This is a genomic window from Caldalkalibacillus salinus, from assembly GCF_016745835.1.
Taxonomy (GTDB): Bacteria; Bacillota; Bacilli; order Caldalkalibacillales; family JCM-10596; genus Caldalkalibacillus_A; species Caldalkalibacillus_A salinus.
In genome coordinates, this window is the sequence record NZ_JAERVL010000001.1 from 314351 (window position 1) to 331479 (window position 17129).

Consider the following 17129-nt stretch of genomic DNA (forward strand, 5'->3'; position numbering starts at 1 on the left):
GGTGTCCAAAGATGGACATGAATCAATATCTAGATATGTTTATTGATGAAGCAAGGGAGCATCTGCAAGCCATTAACGATAACTTACTAGAATTTGAAAAAAGGCCCGATGATTTAGCAATCGTTAACGAGATCTTTCGTTCCGCACATACACTAAAAGGTATGGCCGCTACGATGGGATTCGAAGACCTTGCTACCTTAACGCATGAAATGGAGAACGTACTCGACAAAATTCGTAATGATGAACTGCAAGTCGACACCAACATGATAGATGTCATCTTTAAGAGTGTCGACTCACTAGAGAGTATGGTTCACTCCATTATAGATGGCGGGGATGGTAAATTAGACGTAACAGATATCGTTAGCGAACTGTCTGAAGTAGCCGTTGGTGGGGGGACTAGTCCATCATCATCAAGCCAAGGGACAGGTAAAGCGACGAGTGCAAGTGACCTCCCATTTGATATCAATGACATAGAATTAACCATTGTCCAACAATCGATAGAGTCAGGCTATCAAGTCTACGCCGTGGAAGTGCAAATCAGGTCCGATTGTTTACTTAAATCCGCGAGAGCTTACATGGTGTTTACTGTCCTTGAAGAGGGCGGCGGTGAAGTTATCAAAGCTATCCCTTCGGTTGAGGACATCGAACAAGAATTATTCGATTCATCATTCGAGGTGCTATTAGTCTCAAAACTGTCTGGAGAAGAAGTACAAAAGAAAGTAATGAACGTTGCAGAAATCGTGGATGTAGAGGTTCAAGCACTCACACCAGAACTCCTTCAGAAATTAACAGGAGTAGAACAATCGGTCGTGGTAGATGCATCAACAGAACCTACAGAGAGTACATCCAGCCAGCCACAAGCTAGCGCCAAAGAACAGCAACAAGAAGCTCAAAAACAAACAGCAGCAAGTGCTGAGGCCACTGCAGGTACGCCACCGACCGATGAAACAGAAGAAAAGAGTCAATCTACTGCCGCGACACCGGCACCGGCTGTACCTGAACCATTCTCTGATGCCGTGTCTAAAACGGAAACACAAACCAAATCTACTCGTGCTTCAAACCGTACAATCCGGGTGAGCATCGATCGCTTAGATGTGCTGATGAATTTATTCAGTGAGCTCATCATTGACCGTGGCCGTCTAGAACAATTGGCGAGTGAAATCGAGAACCAAGAGTTACTAGATACGGTTGAACATATGGGCCGTATCAGTGGAGATCTACAAGACATTATTCTCAATATGAGAATGGTCCCTATAGAACAAGTGTTTAATAGATTTCCACGTATGGTCAGAGGGCTCGCAAAAGACTTAGATAAAAAAGTAGAGCTCAATATCGCTGGTGCTGATACAGAACTAGACCGCACTGTCATTGATGAAATTGGCGATCCAATCGTTCACTTGTTGCGTAATGCATTAGACCACGGTCTAGAAACCCCTGAAGAGAGGGTAGAGTCAGATAAAGAAGAGACAGGCCTCATTAAATTAAGAGCCTTCCACAGTGGGAACAATGTCTTTATTGAAATCAGTGACGACGGGAGAGGAATCCACCGTGAAAAGATATTAGAACGTGCGATTGATCGTGGCATCGTCACAGAGGAACAAGGTCTTGAAATGACAGATCAAGAGGTGTATCAACTCTTGTTTGCCTCAGGATTTAGTACAGCAGAGGAAGTCTCCGACATATCTGGACGTGGCGTAGGATTAGACGTCGTCAAAAATAAAATTGAATCTCTAAGTGGCATTGTCACCGTTAATTCTATACCTGGAGCCGGTACCACATTCTCAATCCAACTACCGCTAACGTTATCAATCATTACGTCGATGTTAGTCAAGGTGTCCACAGAAAAATATGCTATTCCGCTCAACACGATTGAGGAAACGGCCGTCATCCCCAAAGCGGATGTGATGTCTGCCCATTCAGGAAAGGTGATCGATTATCGTGGAAAAGTGATCCCTTTAGTCTTTTTGCGAGAAGTGTTCGGCCTAGGCAATGATGGTGTACGTGATGATGCAGTTTCCGTCGTCATTGTCAAAAAAGGGGATGAAATGGCCGGTCTGGTTGTCGATTCTTTTATCGGTCAACAAGAAGTAGTCCTGAAATCTTTGGGGAACTATTTGACTGAAATATTTGCAATCTCAGGAGCCACCATCTTAGGAGACGGTCAAGTGGCACTCATTATTGATACGAATGCCTTAGTCAAATGATTAATAAAAAGGAGTGAATATCATGGCAGAACAGCAATTGCAAGTAGAAGATACGAAAGTGATTGTCTTCCGGTTGAAAGATGAGGAATATGGGGTAGAAGTAGGGCAGATTAAATCTATTGAACGCATGCAGCATATTACTATTGTCCCTAACACACCAGACTTTGTGAGAGGTGTCATTAATTTACGCGGGGTCGTGACGCCTGTTATCAATTTGCGTACGAGATTTGAATTAGGAGAAGAAGAAGAACTCGAAAGCACGCGAATCATCATCGTTACTGTAGACGACATTGAGGTTGGCTTAATCGTAGACGCTGCTCATGATGTCATCGACGTGCCCGCCAGTGCCGTCGAGCCACCACCAGAAGTAATTGGTGGAATCGAGGCAGACTACCTTAGAGGTGTAGCCAAAGTTGGTAAACGACTACTTATTCTACTTAACCTCGATCGCGTGTTATCTCCCGAAGAGGTAGAACTCGTTAAGCAGATTGAGGCCTAACCATGACGTCAATGGACCGTTTTAAAGAGCAACAATTAGATGTCCTGAGGGAGATAGGCAATATCGGTTCAGGAAATGCAGCCACTGCTTTGTCTAAGCTCGTCAAAAAAAGTATAGATATGAATGTACCCCATGTTCACATTCTTTCATTTAATGATGTGATTGAATATTTAGGTGGACCAGAGAGAATTGTGGTCGCCGTCTTTCTTAAAATGGAAGGAGATGTACCGGGAAATCTATTCTTTTTCATGCAAGAAGAAACAGCCAAAAGCTTGAGTCAAACCATCATAGGTAGAAATACCACTGAGAGAGCGGATTTAGAAGACATGGAAGTGTCCGCTCTCCAGGAGGTTGGTAACATACTAAGCGGGTCCTACCTTTCCTCCTTATCCGATCTAACCAATCTTCATCTCTCACAGTCAGTACCTGCGCTCGCCATTGACATGGCGGGTGCCATACTTGGCTATGGACTAACAGATGTAGGAAAAGCAGGAGACTATGCCCTTATCATTGACACAGAATTTTTAGATATTGAAGCGCAGCAGGACAACGTCGTTTCAGGCCAATTTGTCATGATACCAGAACCATCCGCCCTCTCTATCCTGTTCAAGTCACTAGGGGTCTCTGATCATGGGTGACTTGGTGAAAGTCGGTATTGCTGATTTCGATATCGCTGTAGCCCCGCAGAAAATCAGGACATCAGGGCTGGGTTCCTGTGTTGGGGTGACATTATATGACCCCGAAATTAGAGTGTGTGGCTTAGCACACGTGATGCTACCTAGCTCTTTAATAGCAAGAGAAGAGGAAAGCAAGGGCAAATTTGCTAACACCGCTATCCCTTCCTTAATTGAAAAAATGGTACAACAAGGGGTCAAGGTGAGGCGTATTGAAGCCAAGTTAGCTGGTGGTGCTGAAATGTTTAAAACGACTTCAGAGCAAATGAGAATCGGAGCAAGAAACGTAGAGGCATGTAAAGCATTGCTTAACAAGTTAAATATCCCGATCGTAGCAGAAGACACGGGGGGCAGATGCGGTCGGACGATAGAGCTGGATTCAGAGACTGGCATACTTACCATTCGAATCGTGAATCAAGAGGTAAAGGAAGTATAAAATGAAGACCATATATATCCTCTTATGGAGTTATTGGGCAGGTTTTGTCCTGTTTTTAATGAGTTTCTTTTTATCTTACGCATCTAATACACTTTTCGTAGCTCTACTTCGCTCATTCATCGTTTGGGTTGTCAGTTTTATCATCTTGGGTGTCACGCTAAAGGTTTTAAATCAAACGTTCTGGCAACCGTCGAATCAACCACAAGGGAGGCAGACGATAACGGCTCAACATCAAGGTGATGGCAAGGCGAAAAAAGACACATCAAAGAGTTTACAAAGCGAAGAAACAAACGCGCCCAAAAGAGGGGAACATATAGACCTACAAACACCGGAAGAAGAAGATTTCCAGCCGTTACAACCTGATTTGGCTCAAAATCGGAAGGAATAGGTGGTGAAGGCGATTGGACGATGTAAAGCTTGAAGGTCCAACCTCAGATTATTGGACAAAATGGAAAGAAAACAAGGACCAAGAGGCAGGTAACTATCTCGTCTCCCAATATTTCACACTTGTAGAATACGTGGTTAATCGTATGGCCATTGGATTACCGCATTCTGTTCAAAGAGACGACCTTATCAGCTTTGGAAGCCATGGCCTCTTAGACGCCTTTGATAAGTTTGATACTGAACGAGGTCTTAAATTTGAGACGTATGCGAGTTGGAGAATAAAAGGAGCCATTATAGACGGACTGAGGAAAACGGACTGGCTCCCCCGTTCTGTCCGTGACAAAGCACGTAAGATTGAGGAAGCGTATGCCAAACTTGAGCAGGAAACACTTCGAGCCGTCACAGACAAAGAAGTCAGTGCATTTTTAGGGATGGATGAAGAGGAAATCAATCGTGTGCTACAGGACACGACGATCTCTTCTCTGATGTCTATTGACGAACCGATCTATGATGAAGAAGATCACCAAACGGGTAGATTTAATATGATAGAAAATGAACATGCAGATAAACCGGAGGAGTATATTCATAAACAGTATCTCAAGGACACATTAGCAACCGGTATTAACAAGCTACCAGAAAAAGAAAAGCTCGTTGTTTCTCTTTTTTATTATGAGGAATTAAACCTAACCGAGATCGCCGAAGTGTTAGAGCTTTCTACCTCTAGGATTTCACAATTACATTCAAAAGCAATTTTACGTCTAAAAAATGCGCTACATCAAGAACAAGAGCTTATGAAGTTAGTATAATAGTGACAGTGACGTTTTTTAGATTTTAGAGATGTAGGTGGTTAGATGCAGACAACAAAAACGCATGACCAAGAGCTGGAAGGTTTACAACTGACACTCTCAACTGATAAACTTTACGCTTATTTAACTGTGACAGAGCGAGCTTATCGACGTGAGAATGAACTTTACTATACAAAAGAAGCCCTCATAACTTACCTACAAAAACAGGGCGTTCGCTACGGTATCTTGGACAAGCAAATAGACACACTGGTGCGTTCCCCTAAGGACTGTAAAGATCAGAGAATTCTAGTGGCCAGAGGGAAACCCCCTGTTCATGGGGAAAACACTAAACTAAATTATGTATATCACAAAAAAAACCAAACACGATTAAAGGAACAGGCGGATGGTCGGGTTGACTTTTTTACAGTGACAGAAATCCCCAACGTCCAAAAAGGTCAGGTGTTAGCCCGAAAGTGTCCACCCACTGAAGGGATAGCAGGTAAAAGCGTGACAGAGGAAACAATTGAGGCGATGGATGGGAGAGAGGTCCCTATCAAGCTAGGGCGTCATGTCGTCCTTGACCCTTCCACTGACAGTGTCTATGCTGTCATAGATGGACAAGTTTGTATCACTGACCGCTTAAACGTCTATCCAGTCTACGAGGTGCCACATGATCTTGATCTTTCTATCGGGAACATTGACTTCATTGGCAATGTGGTCATTCACGGTAACGTTCCCAGCGGATTCAGTGTCAAAGCCAAGGGAGACATCCGTGTAACAGGGAGCGTCGAAGGAGCAGAACTTGAGGCAGAGGGCAATGTTTATATTAGTTCAGGTGTGACAGCTCAACATCAGGGCTATATCAAAGCGGGTAAAGACGTTGTGACGAAGTTTGTAGTCAATGGAGACATTCATGCCCAAGGGAGTGTATACGTGTCTCAAACGATCATGCACTCAACTGTAAGGGCAGGCCAGGACATACAGTGTGATGGTACCAAAGGACTCGTGATCGGCGGGGACTTACGTGCAGGGTATAGGTTTGCTTGTCGCACGATTGGCAACAACATGAATACGGCGACTCGTGTGGAGGTAGGCATAGATCCCTCTATTTCTATACAACAGCAAATGTTAGAGGCAGAACGACGATCCCTTAACGATGAGTTGGAGAAAACAGACAAAGCGATACGTGTCATTGACCAAACACAAAAGCGTGAACGGGGCTTACCAAGCGAAAAAAAAACCCTACGTTATAAATTGACGAATGCCAAGCTTGAGATAGAAAAAAAGCGACGAATGGTTGATATGCAATACTCTGAGCTCGCTCAAAAAAGAAACGAATTAAAAACAGCAACGATAGAAGTCAGTGGTTACATTTACCCAGGATCTAAACTTGTATTCGGAAAGTATGTGAAATTCCTAAAAGAACCGGCCAAATACGTCTTATTTACATTAGAGCGTAATGAAATTGTCACTCATCCCTTGCAATGATAGGGAAAAGGCAAAGGGAATACTGTTCAAGTAGGTGAGGACACATGGGGTTAAGATCCTTAGAGTTACAAGTAGCGATTCCACGTACCCAGGATGCAGGTATGAAACAAGACCAATTGAATCAAAGACATACCGTTCAGCACTACCAAGCGACAGAAGAACAAAAATTAAAGCATGAACGAGAGAGAATTAAAAGTTCTAAAGTTGATAAAAAAACAAAAGAAATGCTTGGTCACGACCATCATGCCAAACAACACTATCCTTCACACAAGCAACATCAATACAAACCAAAGAATGAGATACCCCCCGAACCTACTCACCCTTATAAGGGGAAGCGTATCGATATCTCTTTGTAATGAGGTGAAACCCATTTGTATATCATAATGATCATTAGCCTGATCCTCCACATTGCGACCATTTATGCCGTCGTTCTGTTGTTTCAACGCCGTTCATTTGAACGTACACCAACGATAGAACAAGACGTTGAAACGATTCACGACAGCATAGCCTCATTTATAGATCAGGTTGAACAAGACAATGAAGCATTATATCAAAAACTTGTTAAGCATATTCAGGATCTAGAAGCGAAACGGCTTAAAGACGCCGATGCCCAACAGCAGATGTTCCAAGATCATGTTCAGCAATTGCAAGAACAAAAGGAAGTGTTAGAACAACGGTTAGAAAAGATCAATGAGTTGTGGCAAGAGGCACAAGCCTCTCAGGATACGATTAACCAGACCGAAGCAACAAAGCTAGAGAAAAAAAGTAGTAAAGAGGCGAGCGAGGAAAAATCCCCGCAATCAGAAGATGTTCATGCAAATCTACACGAGAATCACGAAAAAGTGCTGAGTCTACATGGCGCAGGATACAGTGTGGATGAAATCGCGAAAAAACTTAAAATAGGGAAGGGAGAAACTCAACTACTGATTACACTTATCGAACGAAAAGAGAATGATAAAGTGAAAGACAAGTAGCAGCATTCGGAGATCCTCAGACTCGAATGTTGCTACTTGTCTTTTTGCGGGCCAACCCCTGATTTGATATTGATTTTATTGTAAGTACCCTGATCGTATAAACACGTACGCTTTATTCCATGATAGTAATAGTGATAAGGTTTGAAAAAACCATATCGTTCGCATAACCCTTTCCCAGTATGAAGAATGTAAAAGATATAGGCTATAAAATCATGACCCTCAGTTGCTTAATCCTTTTGAATATGGTATATTATCAAATGGTGTTAATACACACGCTAGTTAATTTGGAGTATGGTGCTTGTGGCTATATGATCATGAGTTAGCTCCGAAGATGATACTAGCGGAGGAACAAAACCAAAGGAGGAAAACAACACTATGGCAGTTATCTCAATGAAACAATTGCTTGAAGCAGGGGTCCACTTCGGTCACCAAACACGTCGTTGGAACCCAAAAATGGACCGTTATATCTTCACAGAAAGAAACGGTATTTACATTATTGACCTACAAAAAACAGTTAAGAAGGTAGAAGAAGCGTACAAGTTTGTAAAAGAGCTTGCTTCTAACGGAGGAAACATCCTATTTGTTGGTACGAAAAAACAAGCACAGGAATCCGTTAGAGACGAAGCGACACGTTGTGGTATGCACTTCATCAACCAACGTTGGTTAGGTGGTACGCTAACGAACTTCAAAACAATCCGTGCTCGTATCGAGCGCCTACACAAGTTAGAACAAATGGAAACAGACGGAACGTTTGAAGTCCTTCCTAAGAAAGAAGTTATTCTTCTTCGTAAGGAAAAAGAACGTCTAGAGAAATTCCTAGGCGGTATTAAAGAGATGAAGGGATTGCCAGATGCGCTATTCGTCGTAGACCCTCGTAAAGAGCGTATCGCAATTGCTGAAGCTCGTAAACTTGGACTTCCAATCGTTGCGATCGTAGATACGAACTGTGACCCTGATGAAGTAGACTATGTGATTCCTGGTAACGACGATGCGATCCGTGCTGTGAAATTACTGACAGGTAAAATGGCAGACGCTGTACTAGAAGGAACACAAGGCGGGGAACAGCCACAGCAACAAGAAGAAACAACGGCATAATATCGAGGGTGGTCTAGGGGATTGCCCTTAGACCCCTTTTTTTTCTCTGTAATAAGCGTATATGACACGCAACATCTACTCTGTAAAAATTACACATACATAAGGAGGAAATACGATGGCAATTACTGCTAGCATGGTCAAAGAATTACGCGAAAAAACAGGTGCTGGAATGATGGACTGTAAGAAAGCACTACAAGAGACAGACGGTGACATTGAAAAAGCCGTTGATTTTCTACGTGAAAAAGGGCTATCTAAAGCGGCAAAAAAAGCAGACCGTGTGGCTGCTGAAGGATTAACTTCCGTTGAAGTTGACGGTAACCGTGCCGTATTATTAGAAGTCAACTGTGAAACAGACTTCGTTGCTAAGAACGAAGACTTTCAACAATTTATCAAAAATAGTGCTAAATCCATTCTGAAAACAAAACCTTCTACGGTAGAAGAAGCGTTAGAACAAAAACTTGAAGGCTCAGAGGAAACGATCTCTGAGGCGTTGACAGCGCTTATTGCAAAGATCGGTGAAAACATGAACTTCAGACGTTTTGAAGTCTTCGAAAAAACTGATGCGGATGTTTTCGGCGCATACGTTCACATGGGTGGAAGCATCAGTGTGTTATCTATCATTAAGAACAGCACCAACGAAAACTTAGCGAAGGATATCGCAATGCATATTGCGGCTATTAACCCGCGCTTTATTTCTCGTGATCAAGTCTCCCAAGACGTGATTGAACAGGAGAAAGAAGTCTTAACTCAACAAGCGAAAAACGAAGGCAAGCCGGATAATATCGTAGAAAAAATGGTTGAAGGGCGTATGAAGAAGTTCTATTCAGAAGTATGTCTACTTGAGCAACCTTTCGTCAAGGACCCAGATATGACTGTAACCCAACTACTAGAAAAAGAAGGTAAAGATGTCACGTTAGACTCTTTCCACCGTTACCAATTGGGTGAAGGAATTGAGAAGAAAGAAGAAAACTTTGCTGACGAAGTGATGTCACAAGTAAAGAAATCTTAATAAGGGCTGAACCCATAGGGAACACACAGTGTTCCCTATTTTTAAGAGAGGAACCGTAGCAGGAAAACAAACTATGATGTAGAATTTATTAGATTGGAGGATGCTCTATGGCTCAAGGAAGATACAACAGGGTTGTGTTAAAGCTCAGCGGGGAAGCCTTAGCAGGTAATATGGGTTACGGGATCGACCCGAGTGTTATCCAATCCATTGCCAAACAAATTCAAGAAGTTGTAGAATTGGACGTAGAAGTCGCTGTGGTTGTTGGCGGCGGCAACATTTGGAGAGGTATGGCTGGTAGCGCAAAAGGCATGGATCGTGCCACAGCCGATTATATGGGCATGCTAGCCACCGTCATGAACGGATTAGCATTGCAAGATGCACTTGAGACCGAAGGAGTACCAACGCGAGTCCAAACATCAATCGAAATGCGCCAGGTGGCTGAGCCGTATATAAGAAGAAGAGCCATAAGACATTTGGAGAAGAAGCGTGTTATTATATTTGCTGGTGGCACAGGAAACCCTTATTTCTCTACGGATACCACTGCAGCTTTAAGAGCCGCTGAAATAGAAGCAGAGGTCATCTTGATGGCTAAGAACAACGTTGATGGCGTATACTCTGCAGATCCAAGTGTAGATCCAAGCGCGAGAAAGTACGATCAACTGTCCTTTTTAGACGTCTTGAAGGAAGGATTAGCCGTCATGGATTCGACCGCCTCATCATTATGTATGGATAATGACATACCGCTTATCGTATTCTCAATTATGGAAGAAGGAAATATTAAACGCGCCGTTTCAGGTGACGACATAGGAACGATTGTGAGGGGGAATCAATAATGCCAAATGAAGTGATACAAGATGCCAAGGAAAGAATGAGTAAATCCATTACACAGTTAAAAAAGGACCTAGGGACATTAAGAGCCGGTCGAGCAACACCGTCACTCTTAGATAAAGTAACGGTGGAGTACTATGGGGCGCCAACGCCATTAAACCAACTGGCAAACGTGAGTGCACCAGAGGCAAGGCTACTGACCATCCAACCTTGGGATAAATCTGTGCTAGGAGAAATAGAAAAGGCGATTCTAAAGTCAGATTTAGGTTTAACCCCAACGAACGACGGCAACCTCATTCGTATCGCCATTCCAGCATTAACGGAAGAAAGACGTGCGGAGTTGGTTAAAACTGTGAGGAAATACGGAGAAGAGTCCAAGGTGGCGATTCGTAACGTGAGACGTGACGCCAATGACGAAATTAAAAAGATTGAAAAAGAGGGTACGATCTCTGAGGATGAATCACGTCGTCATCAAGACAATGTTCAGAAAACAACGGATGAAAAAATCGTAGAAGTAGACAACATTATACAAAGTAAAGAACAAGAAATCATGGAAGTGTAAAGTAGGTGAGTTAAATCACCCTCGAATTGGGGGTGATTTTATTCGCATCAGTGACACGACGGAGCTGATACTCACTGGAGGAGTAGACTATGTTACAGAAAATCTCTAATCTTATGAATAGGCAAACCAAAGAAGATGGGCACATTCCCCTCGAAAATATCCCTCAACACGTTGCTATTATTATGGATGGTAACGGCAGGTGGGCCAAGCAACGAGGTTTACCTCGTGTGGCTGGTCATAGAGAAGGGATGAAATCGGTGCGAGAGGTCACAAGAGCAGCTGATGAACTAGGAGTCAAAGTTTTAACGCTCTACGCTTTCTCAACTGAAAACTGGAAGCGTCCCAAAGATGAAGTGGACTATCTCATGAAATTACCACAGGATTATATCAATCTAGAATTAGAGGAACTAATAGAAAAAAACGTACAAATCAGGTTAATTGGTACAGAGGAAGGCTTGCCTAAACACACATTAGAAGCGCTTAAAATTGCTCGTGAAAAAACGCAGGAAAATACCGGACTTATCTTAAATTTTGCATTAAATTATGGTAGCCGAGCAGAAATTGTACAATCCGTAAAGGATATTGCCACAAAAGTGAAAACAGGTGAGCTAGAAGTTAAAGATATTGACGAATCCCTGGTGCAGACACATTTGCTAACCAACGGATTGACTGATCCTGACTTGCTTATTCGGACGAAGGAGATCCGTTTGAGTAATTTTATGCTCTGGCAACTCGCTTACACAGAGTTGTATTTTTCAGATGTTTATTGGCCTGAATTTTCACGAGATCATTTCCTTAAAGCAATACTTGAATACCAGCGGCGCGTCAGAAGATACGGCTCTGTTTAACAAGGCAGAACGAGGAACTGGTTTGGACCTGAGGAGGATGTTGTTCATTGAAAACGAGAATTGTGACAGGAATCATAGGTGGGGCGTTATTTTTAGGTGTTTTGTGGTACGGAGGTATGATATTTTCCGTCCTTGTCACGTTGTTAGCTCTACTCGGTTGGAACGAGTACGCAAAAATGGCAAACATAGAAAATGATCGTTTTATCACAGTGATTGGATTCTTCCTCACCAGTTTGTTCTTTTTGCCTAGCGTCATACCAAACATCTCTACTTTAGTCGAGGCAGGTACATACCATCAGCATGTGATGATATTCATTGTGGTTGTTCTTTTCACGTATGTTGTCTTCAGTAAGAATAAGTTTACGATAGAGCACGCTGGAGTCGTTATATTAGGCTTAATATATATTGGGTTTGGATTCTTTTTCTTTTTACATACACGTCTAACATACGGAGATTATGCTTTTGCTTTTATATTATACATATTGATTGTGATTTGGAGCACAGACTCGGGGGCTTACTTCGTCGGTAAGAAGTATGGTAAACATAAACTTTGGCCTGAGATTAGTCCAAACAAAACGATTGAAGGGTCGGCGGGGGCGATTTTAGTTGCTTTGATAACTGCAACAATTTTTCACTCGCTTCAACCCAACGTCTTTCAATACAATGAACTTGTATTATACACACTTATTATATCCACCGTTGGACAGGTTGGAGATCTGGTCCAATCGGCCATAAAAAGGCACTATAGTGTTAAGGATTCAGGGACGCTACTCCCTGGGCATGGTGGTGTTCTCGATCGATTTGACAGTTTATTGTTCGTATTTCCTATATTATATTTGTTACAACTTATATAGAGGAGCGCAATTATGAAGCATATCGCCATCTTAGGGTCTACTGGATCAGTAGGGACACAAACATTAGAGGTCGTCCGGTCACATGCTACGATGTACAAAGTGGAAGCGATAGCGGCAGGGACGAATCAATCGCTTATCATAGAACAGGTTAACGAATTTCAACCACAACTTGTGTCAGTGGCAACGAAAGACATTGCTGATGAACTTCGTCCTCATATTCCACAACACGTCAAACTATACTATGGTATAGCAGGCTTAATTGAGGTCGCGACCATTGAAGCAGTCGATGTTGTCGTTACAGCAGTGGTCGGTAGTATGGGATTGAAACCAACACTTGCGGCTATAGAAGCGGGTAAAACCATCGCCTTAGCAAACAAAGAAACGTTGGTTTCTGGTGGGCATTTAGTCATGGAACAGATCAAGCAACATGGCACAAAGATCCTCCCCGTTGATAGTGAGCATTCTGCTATTTACCAATGTCTACAAGGGGAGCATCGGGCAGGTGTTGATGAGATAATCCTAACAGCTTCAGGCGGGAGTTTTAGGGACAAGTCGCGAGCTGAACTACAACATGTGACTGTACGGGATGCCCTAAACCACCCCAATTGGTCTATGGGGGCTAAGATAACTATCGATTCGGCAACAATGATGAATAAGGGATTAGAAATCATAGAAGCACATTGGCTTTTTGACACACCTTATGAGGATTTAAGTGTGCTACTACATGATGAAAGTATTATTCATTCGATGGTTAGGTTTAAGGATCAAGCGGTTATGGCACAACTTGGGACTCCTGATATGAAAGTACCCATCCAATACGCGCTGTCATATCCGGAACGACTTTCTCTCAATAGTACCAAGCTAGACCTTGCCGCCCTTGGGAAATTGCATTTTAGGGAAATGGATTTTGACAGATACCCTTGTTTGAAGATGGCATTCGATGCGGGTAAAATGGGAGGCAGTATGCCAACGGTCCTAAATGCTGCAAACGAAATAGCTGTACAAAGATTTTTGCAAGGTGATATTACTTTTCTAGACATTGAACGCGTGATTGAACAAGTTTTAGAAAGACACGACAATATACGGTCTCCAAATTTAATGGAGATAGAAGAAACAGATTTATGGGCTAGACAGTTGGCAAAATCGGTTTCATTATGACATTTATCCTTGGCATGACCGTGTTCTTTATTTACACGCTCGTATTCTCCATCCGATTGATTATGGATGCAAAAATGAGTAAACTGAAAATTAACCTTAAATGTTCCCAACTTGTAGAAAGAAGGTGGAGCCCATGTTAGTAGCATTACAAGTCATCATCGTCTTCGGCTTAATTATCTTTGTCCATGAACTAGGACATCTCATTATTGCCAAGCGCTCAGGAATACTTTGTCGTGAATTTGCAATCGGATTTGGCCCTAAACTTTTCGCCTTTAAGCGTGGGGAAACGGTATATACCATTCGTATCCTACCCTTAGGGGGATATGTTCGCATGGCTGGCGAGGACCCTGAGATTATTGAAGTCAAAACGGGCCATGACATCGGTGTGGTACTGAACGCCGAAAAACAAGTTGAAAAAATTGTTTTAGATCAAAAGGCACAATATCCTGAAGCGAAGATCATTAATGTCCGTAAAATAGATATGGAAGACGAGCTTGTGGTTGAAGGCTACGATCACGAAGATGAACTGAAGCGTTATGACATACACCCTCAAGCTATGATGGTTCACCAGCGTCAAGAGACCCAAATCGCACCAAAGGATCGGCAGTTTGGCAGCAAATCATTACGTAAAAGAGCAGCCACTTTATTTGCTGGTCCCTTGGCCAACTTCGTACTCGCATTTGTACTTATACTAAGTTTAGTATTAGTGGCTGGCGTACCAGTGGAGGAAGCAGTCATAGGCGAAGTGACAGAAGATTCGCCAGCACGTGAAGCTGGGCTTCAACCTGGAGATAGAGTGACCGAAGTGGATGATCAACCCGTTGACAGTTGGCAGAGTATGGTTGAAATTGTCGTCGCCAATCCTGAAACCCCATTGAACTTTGAGGTACATAGGGGAGGACAGCAACATCAGTTAACGATCACACCTGACGCAAGAGAAAATCAGACTGGAGAAGTTGCCGGTTTTATAGGTGTAAGAATCGCGCATGAACAAGATGTATTAGGTTCGTTCCAATACGCGCTTAATGTCGTATGGGATTACGCTAAGATCGTTTTTGAGGGGATTCGTTTACTCGTCACAGGTGTGTTTGGTTTAGACGCTTTAGCGGGTCCTGTAGGGATCTTCCAGTTAACAGGGGAAGCTGCACAGGAAGGACTATCGTACCTATTTCACTGGACCGCTATTTTGAGTATTAATATCGGTATACTAAACCTACTTCCCATACCAGCATTGGATGGCGGTAGACTCGTTTTCTTAGTGGTTGAAGGCATTCGTGGCCGTCCTATTGACCCACATAAAGAGGGGATTGTCACCTTTATCAGTTTCGCACTATTAATGCTTTTGATACTGGTTGTAACATGGAACGATATACAACGCTTGTTCACAAACTAGTGACTCAGTCATGAAAGTGCAACACCAGGTTTTGAAACCGACCATTCAGTACTGTAAATAAATCATAAAATAGATGAGTGCTCCTCGTGAAAACTGGAGACGTTCGATATTGAAAGGGGTTATCATGATGCGTCAGCAGCATTCTTTTTCACCTACACTTCGTGAAGTACCGAATGACGCAGAAGTTGTGAGCCATCAACTGATGTTAAGAGCAGGCTTACTAAGGCAAGTGGCTTCTGGCGTCTACTCCTACCTACCATTAGGGCAGAAGGTACTACGAAAGGTACAAGAGATTATACGTGAAGAAATGAATCGGGCAGGGGCGGAGGAGCTCTTGTTACCCGCTATTCACCCATCAGAGTTATGGCAAGAGTCAGGAAGATGGGACGTATACGGACCGGAGCTAATGCGTCTAAAAGACAGACATGAGAGAGACTTTGCCCTCGGCCCCACACATGAAGAAGTGATTACAAGCCTCGTCCGCGACGAGGTCAAATCGTACAAGAGATTCCCACTGTGTGTATACCAAATTCAAACAAAATTCAGAGACGAACGACGTCCACGATTTGGTGTGTTAAGGTCACGTGAATTTATTATGAAGGATGCCTACTCCTTGCATGCTGATGAAGCGAGCTTGAATGAAGTCTATCAAAAAATGTATCAGGCCTACGCCAGAATTTTTACACGATGTGGACTTAATTTTAGAGCAGTTGAGGCAGACTCTGGTGCTATCGGCGGAACGGATACGCACGAATTTATGGTTTTATCAGAAGTAGGGGAAGATACGATCGCTTACAGCGATACGTCCGATTACGCTGCCAATATAGAAAAGGCAGAGGTCGTATTTACTGAATATGAACAACTCTTACCTGCAGAAGAAAAACCGCTTGAACTTGTGGATACACCAGGCGTCAAGACTATCGATCAATTAACGACCTCACTAAAAGTTGACCCAAAACAGATGATCAAAACGGTCGCTTTTGAAGTCGACGGAGAGCTTGTCGTTGTTCTTGTTAGAGGAGACTACGAGGTCAATGATACGAAAGTCAAAGCGCTCTTAAAAGCAGAAACCGCCGAATTACTACCCGAAGAACGTATCGTCAAGGAACTCGGGTCAGTCCCAGGGTTTTTAGGACCTCATGGACTAGATAACGTTAAGATATTGGCAGATCACAGTGTTAAAGGCATGAAAGGGGCTGTGATTGGGGCCAATGAGAAGGACAAGCACTACCTTCACGCTCAACCGGAAAGAGATTTTACTGTAGAAGATTACTATGATCTTCGTAATGTTGTAGAAGGAGATCCAAGTCCGGACGGGGAAGGACGAATTAAATTTGCAGAAGGAATCGAAGTGGGACACGTCTTTAAAGTCGGTACAAAATATAGTGAAGCGATGAACGCGACCTTCTTAGATGAAAACGGCAAAGAAAAGCCTATGATTATGGGCTGTTATGGGATTGGCGTCACGCGTCTATTAGCGGCTATTATCGAACAACATCATGATCAAGACGGGATTATATGGCCTGAAACTGTAGCCCCATTCGATATCCACCTGATCACCGTTAATCCTAAGAAAGAGGAGCAACGTGAACTAGGTGAAAAACTCTATCAACAGCTACAAGAGCAAGGCTACGATGTGCTATTCGATGACCGTCAAGAAAGACCAGGGGTCAAATTTAAGGACGCTGACCTAATGGGGATTCCTTTACGTATCACCGTAGGTAAACAAGCACAAGAGGGTATAGTTGAATGTAAATCGAGAAAAACGGGTGACATAGAAGAGATATCTATTAACAACATTAATCAATTCATTAACCAAAGGAGATAGGGTATAGGGTCACTCGCCCTATCTTTCTTTTTTCTAGAACGAAACGGTAATGTGTACTAGTGAGAGTTTTAGAAAACAGTACAAGTAATGGACAGGGGGAGGGAGAACCT

Annotated in this window: 18 protein-coding genes; all 18 read left to right on the forward strand. The window is 42.9% G+C overall.

Annotation, left to right across the window (positions count from 1 at the left end; genetic code table 11):
* The first annotated feature begins 11 nt into the window (after positions 1–11).
* Positions 12–2204, forward strand: a complete 2193-nt coding sequence (locus JKM87_RS01495; protein WP_202077122.1) for a chemotaxis protein CheA — start codon at positions 12–14, stop codon at positions 2202–2204.
* A 22-nt stretch (positions 2205–2226) separates the two neighbouring features.
* Positions 2227–2703, forward strand: a complete 477-nt coding sequence (locus tag JKM87_RS01500; RefSeq protein WP_202077124.1) for a chemotaxis protein CheW — start codon at positions 2227–2229, stop codon at positions 2701–2703.
* A 2-nt stretch (positions 2704–2705) separates the two neighbouring features.
* Positions 2706–3341, forward strand: coding sequence for a chemotaxis protein CheC (locus JKM87_RS01505; RefSeq protein ID WP_202077126.1), 636 nt, complete (start codon positions 2706–2708; stop codon positions 3339–3341).
* Complete coding sequence (locus JKM87_RS01510) at positions 3334–3813, forward strand: chemotaxis protein CheD (protein WP_202077128.1); 480 nt, start codon at positions 3334–3336, stop codon at positions 3811–3813. The genes JKM87_RS01505 and JKM87_RS01510 overlap by 8 nt, the downstream gene beginning before the upstream one ends.
* A gap of 1 nt (position 3814) precedes the next feature.
* Complete coding sequence (locus JKM87_RS01515; protein ID WP_202077130.1) at positions 3815–4201, forward strand: hypothetical protein; 387 nt, start codon at positions 3815–3817, stop codon at positions 4199–4201.
* 13 nt (positions 4202–4214) lie between these two features.
* Positions 4215–5003 carry a FliA/WhiG family RNA polymerase sigma factor gene (locus tag JKM87_RS01520; protein WP_202077132.1) on the forward strand — a complete coding sequence of 263 codons (789 nt, stop codon included), beginning with the start codon at positions 4215–4217 and terminating at the stop codon, positions 5001–5003.
* Positions 5004–5048: 45 nt separating this feature from the next.
* Positions 5049–6470: a DUF342 domain-containing protein gene (locus tag JKM87_RS01525; protein ID WP_202077135.1), complete on the forward strand. Its 1422-nt coding sequence runs from the start codon at positions 5049–5051 to the stop codon at positions 6468–6470.
* A 44-nt stretch (positions 6471–6514) separates the two neighbouring features.
* Positions 6515–6826, forward strand: a complete 312-nt coding sequence (locus JKM87_RS01530; protein ID WP_202077137.1) for a hypothetical protein — start codon at positions 6515–6517, stop codon at positions 6824–6826.
* Positions 6827–6841: 15 nt separating this feature from the next.
* Positions 6842–7444, forward strand: coding sequence for a DUF6115 domain-containing protein (locus JKM87_RS01535; RefSeq protein ID WP_202077139.1), 603 nt, complete (start codon positions 6842–6844; stop codon positions 7442–7444).
* A 375-nt stretch (positions 7445–7819) separates the two neighbouring features.
* Positions 7820–8539 carry a 30S ribosomal protein S2 gene (gene rpsB, locus JKM87_RS01540; protein ID WP_202077142.1) on the forward strand — a complete coding sequence of 240 codons (720 nt, stop codon included), beginning with the start codon at positions 7820–7822 and terminating at the stop codon, positions 8537–8539.
* 115 nt (positions 8540–8654) lie between these two features.
* Positions 8655–9548, forward strand: a complete 894-nt coding sequence (tsf, locus tag JKM87_RS01545) for a translation elongation factor Ts (protein WP_202077144.1) — start codon at positions 8655–8657, stop codon at positions 9546–9548.
* A 107-nt stretch (positions 9549–9655) separates the two neighbouring features.
* Entirely contained in the window at positions 9656–10381 is a 726-nt protein-coding gene (gene pyrH / locus JKM87_RS01550; RefSeq protein WP_202077146.1) for a UMP kinase, read from the forward strand.
* Positions 10381–10938, forward strand: coding sequence for a ribosome recycling factor (gene frr / locus JKM87_RS01555; protein ID WP_202077148.1), 558 nt, complete (start codon positions 10381–10383; stop codon positions 10936–10938). The genes pyrH and frr overlap by 1 nt, the downstream gene beginning before the upstream one ends.
* An 89-nt stretch (positions 10939–11027) precedes the next feature.
* Positions 11028–11786 (forward strand): isoprenyl transferase, encoded by a 759-nt coding sequence (locus JKM87_RS01560; RefSeq protein ID WP_202077150.1) that lies wholly within the window; start codon positions 11028–11030, stop codon positions 11784–11786.
* 47 nt (positions 11787–11833) lie between these two features.
* Positions 11834–12640 carry a phosphatidate cytidylyltransferase gene (locus JKM87_RS01565; RefSeq protein ID WP_202077152.1) on the forward strand — a complete coding sequence of 269 codons (807 nt, stop codon included), beginning with the start codon at positions 11834–11836 and terminating at the stop codon, positions 12638–12640.
* Positions 12641–12652: 12 nt separating this feature from the next.
* Positions 12653–13798 carry a 1-deoxy-D-xylulose-5-phosphate reductoisomerase gene (locus JKM87_RS01570; protein ID WP_202077154.1) on the forward strand — a complete coding sequence of 382 codons (1146 nt, stop codon included), beginning with the start codon at positions 12653–12655 and terminating at the stop codon, positions 13796–13798.
* 133 nt (positions 13799–13931) lie between these two features.
* On the forward strand, positions 13932–15191 hold the full coding sequence (gene rseP, locus JKM87_RS01575; RefSeq protein ID WP_202077156.1) for an RIP metalloprotease RseP: 1260 nt from the start codon (positions 13932–13934) through the stop codon (positions 15189–15191).
* A 127-nt stretch (positions 15192–15318) separates the two neighbouring features.
* Positions 15319–17019, forward strand: a complete 1701-nt coding sequence (locus JKM87_RS01580; RefSeq protein ID WP_202077158.1) for a proline--tRNA ligase — start codon at positions 15319–15321, stop codon at positions 17017–17019.
* The last annotated feature ends 110 nt before the right edge of the window (positions 17020–17129 follow it).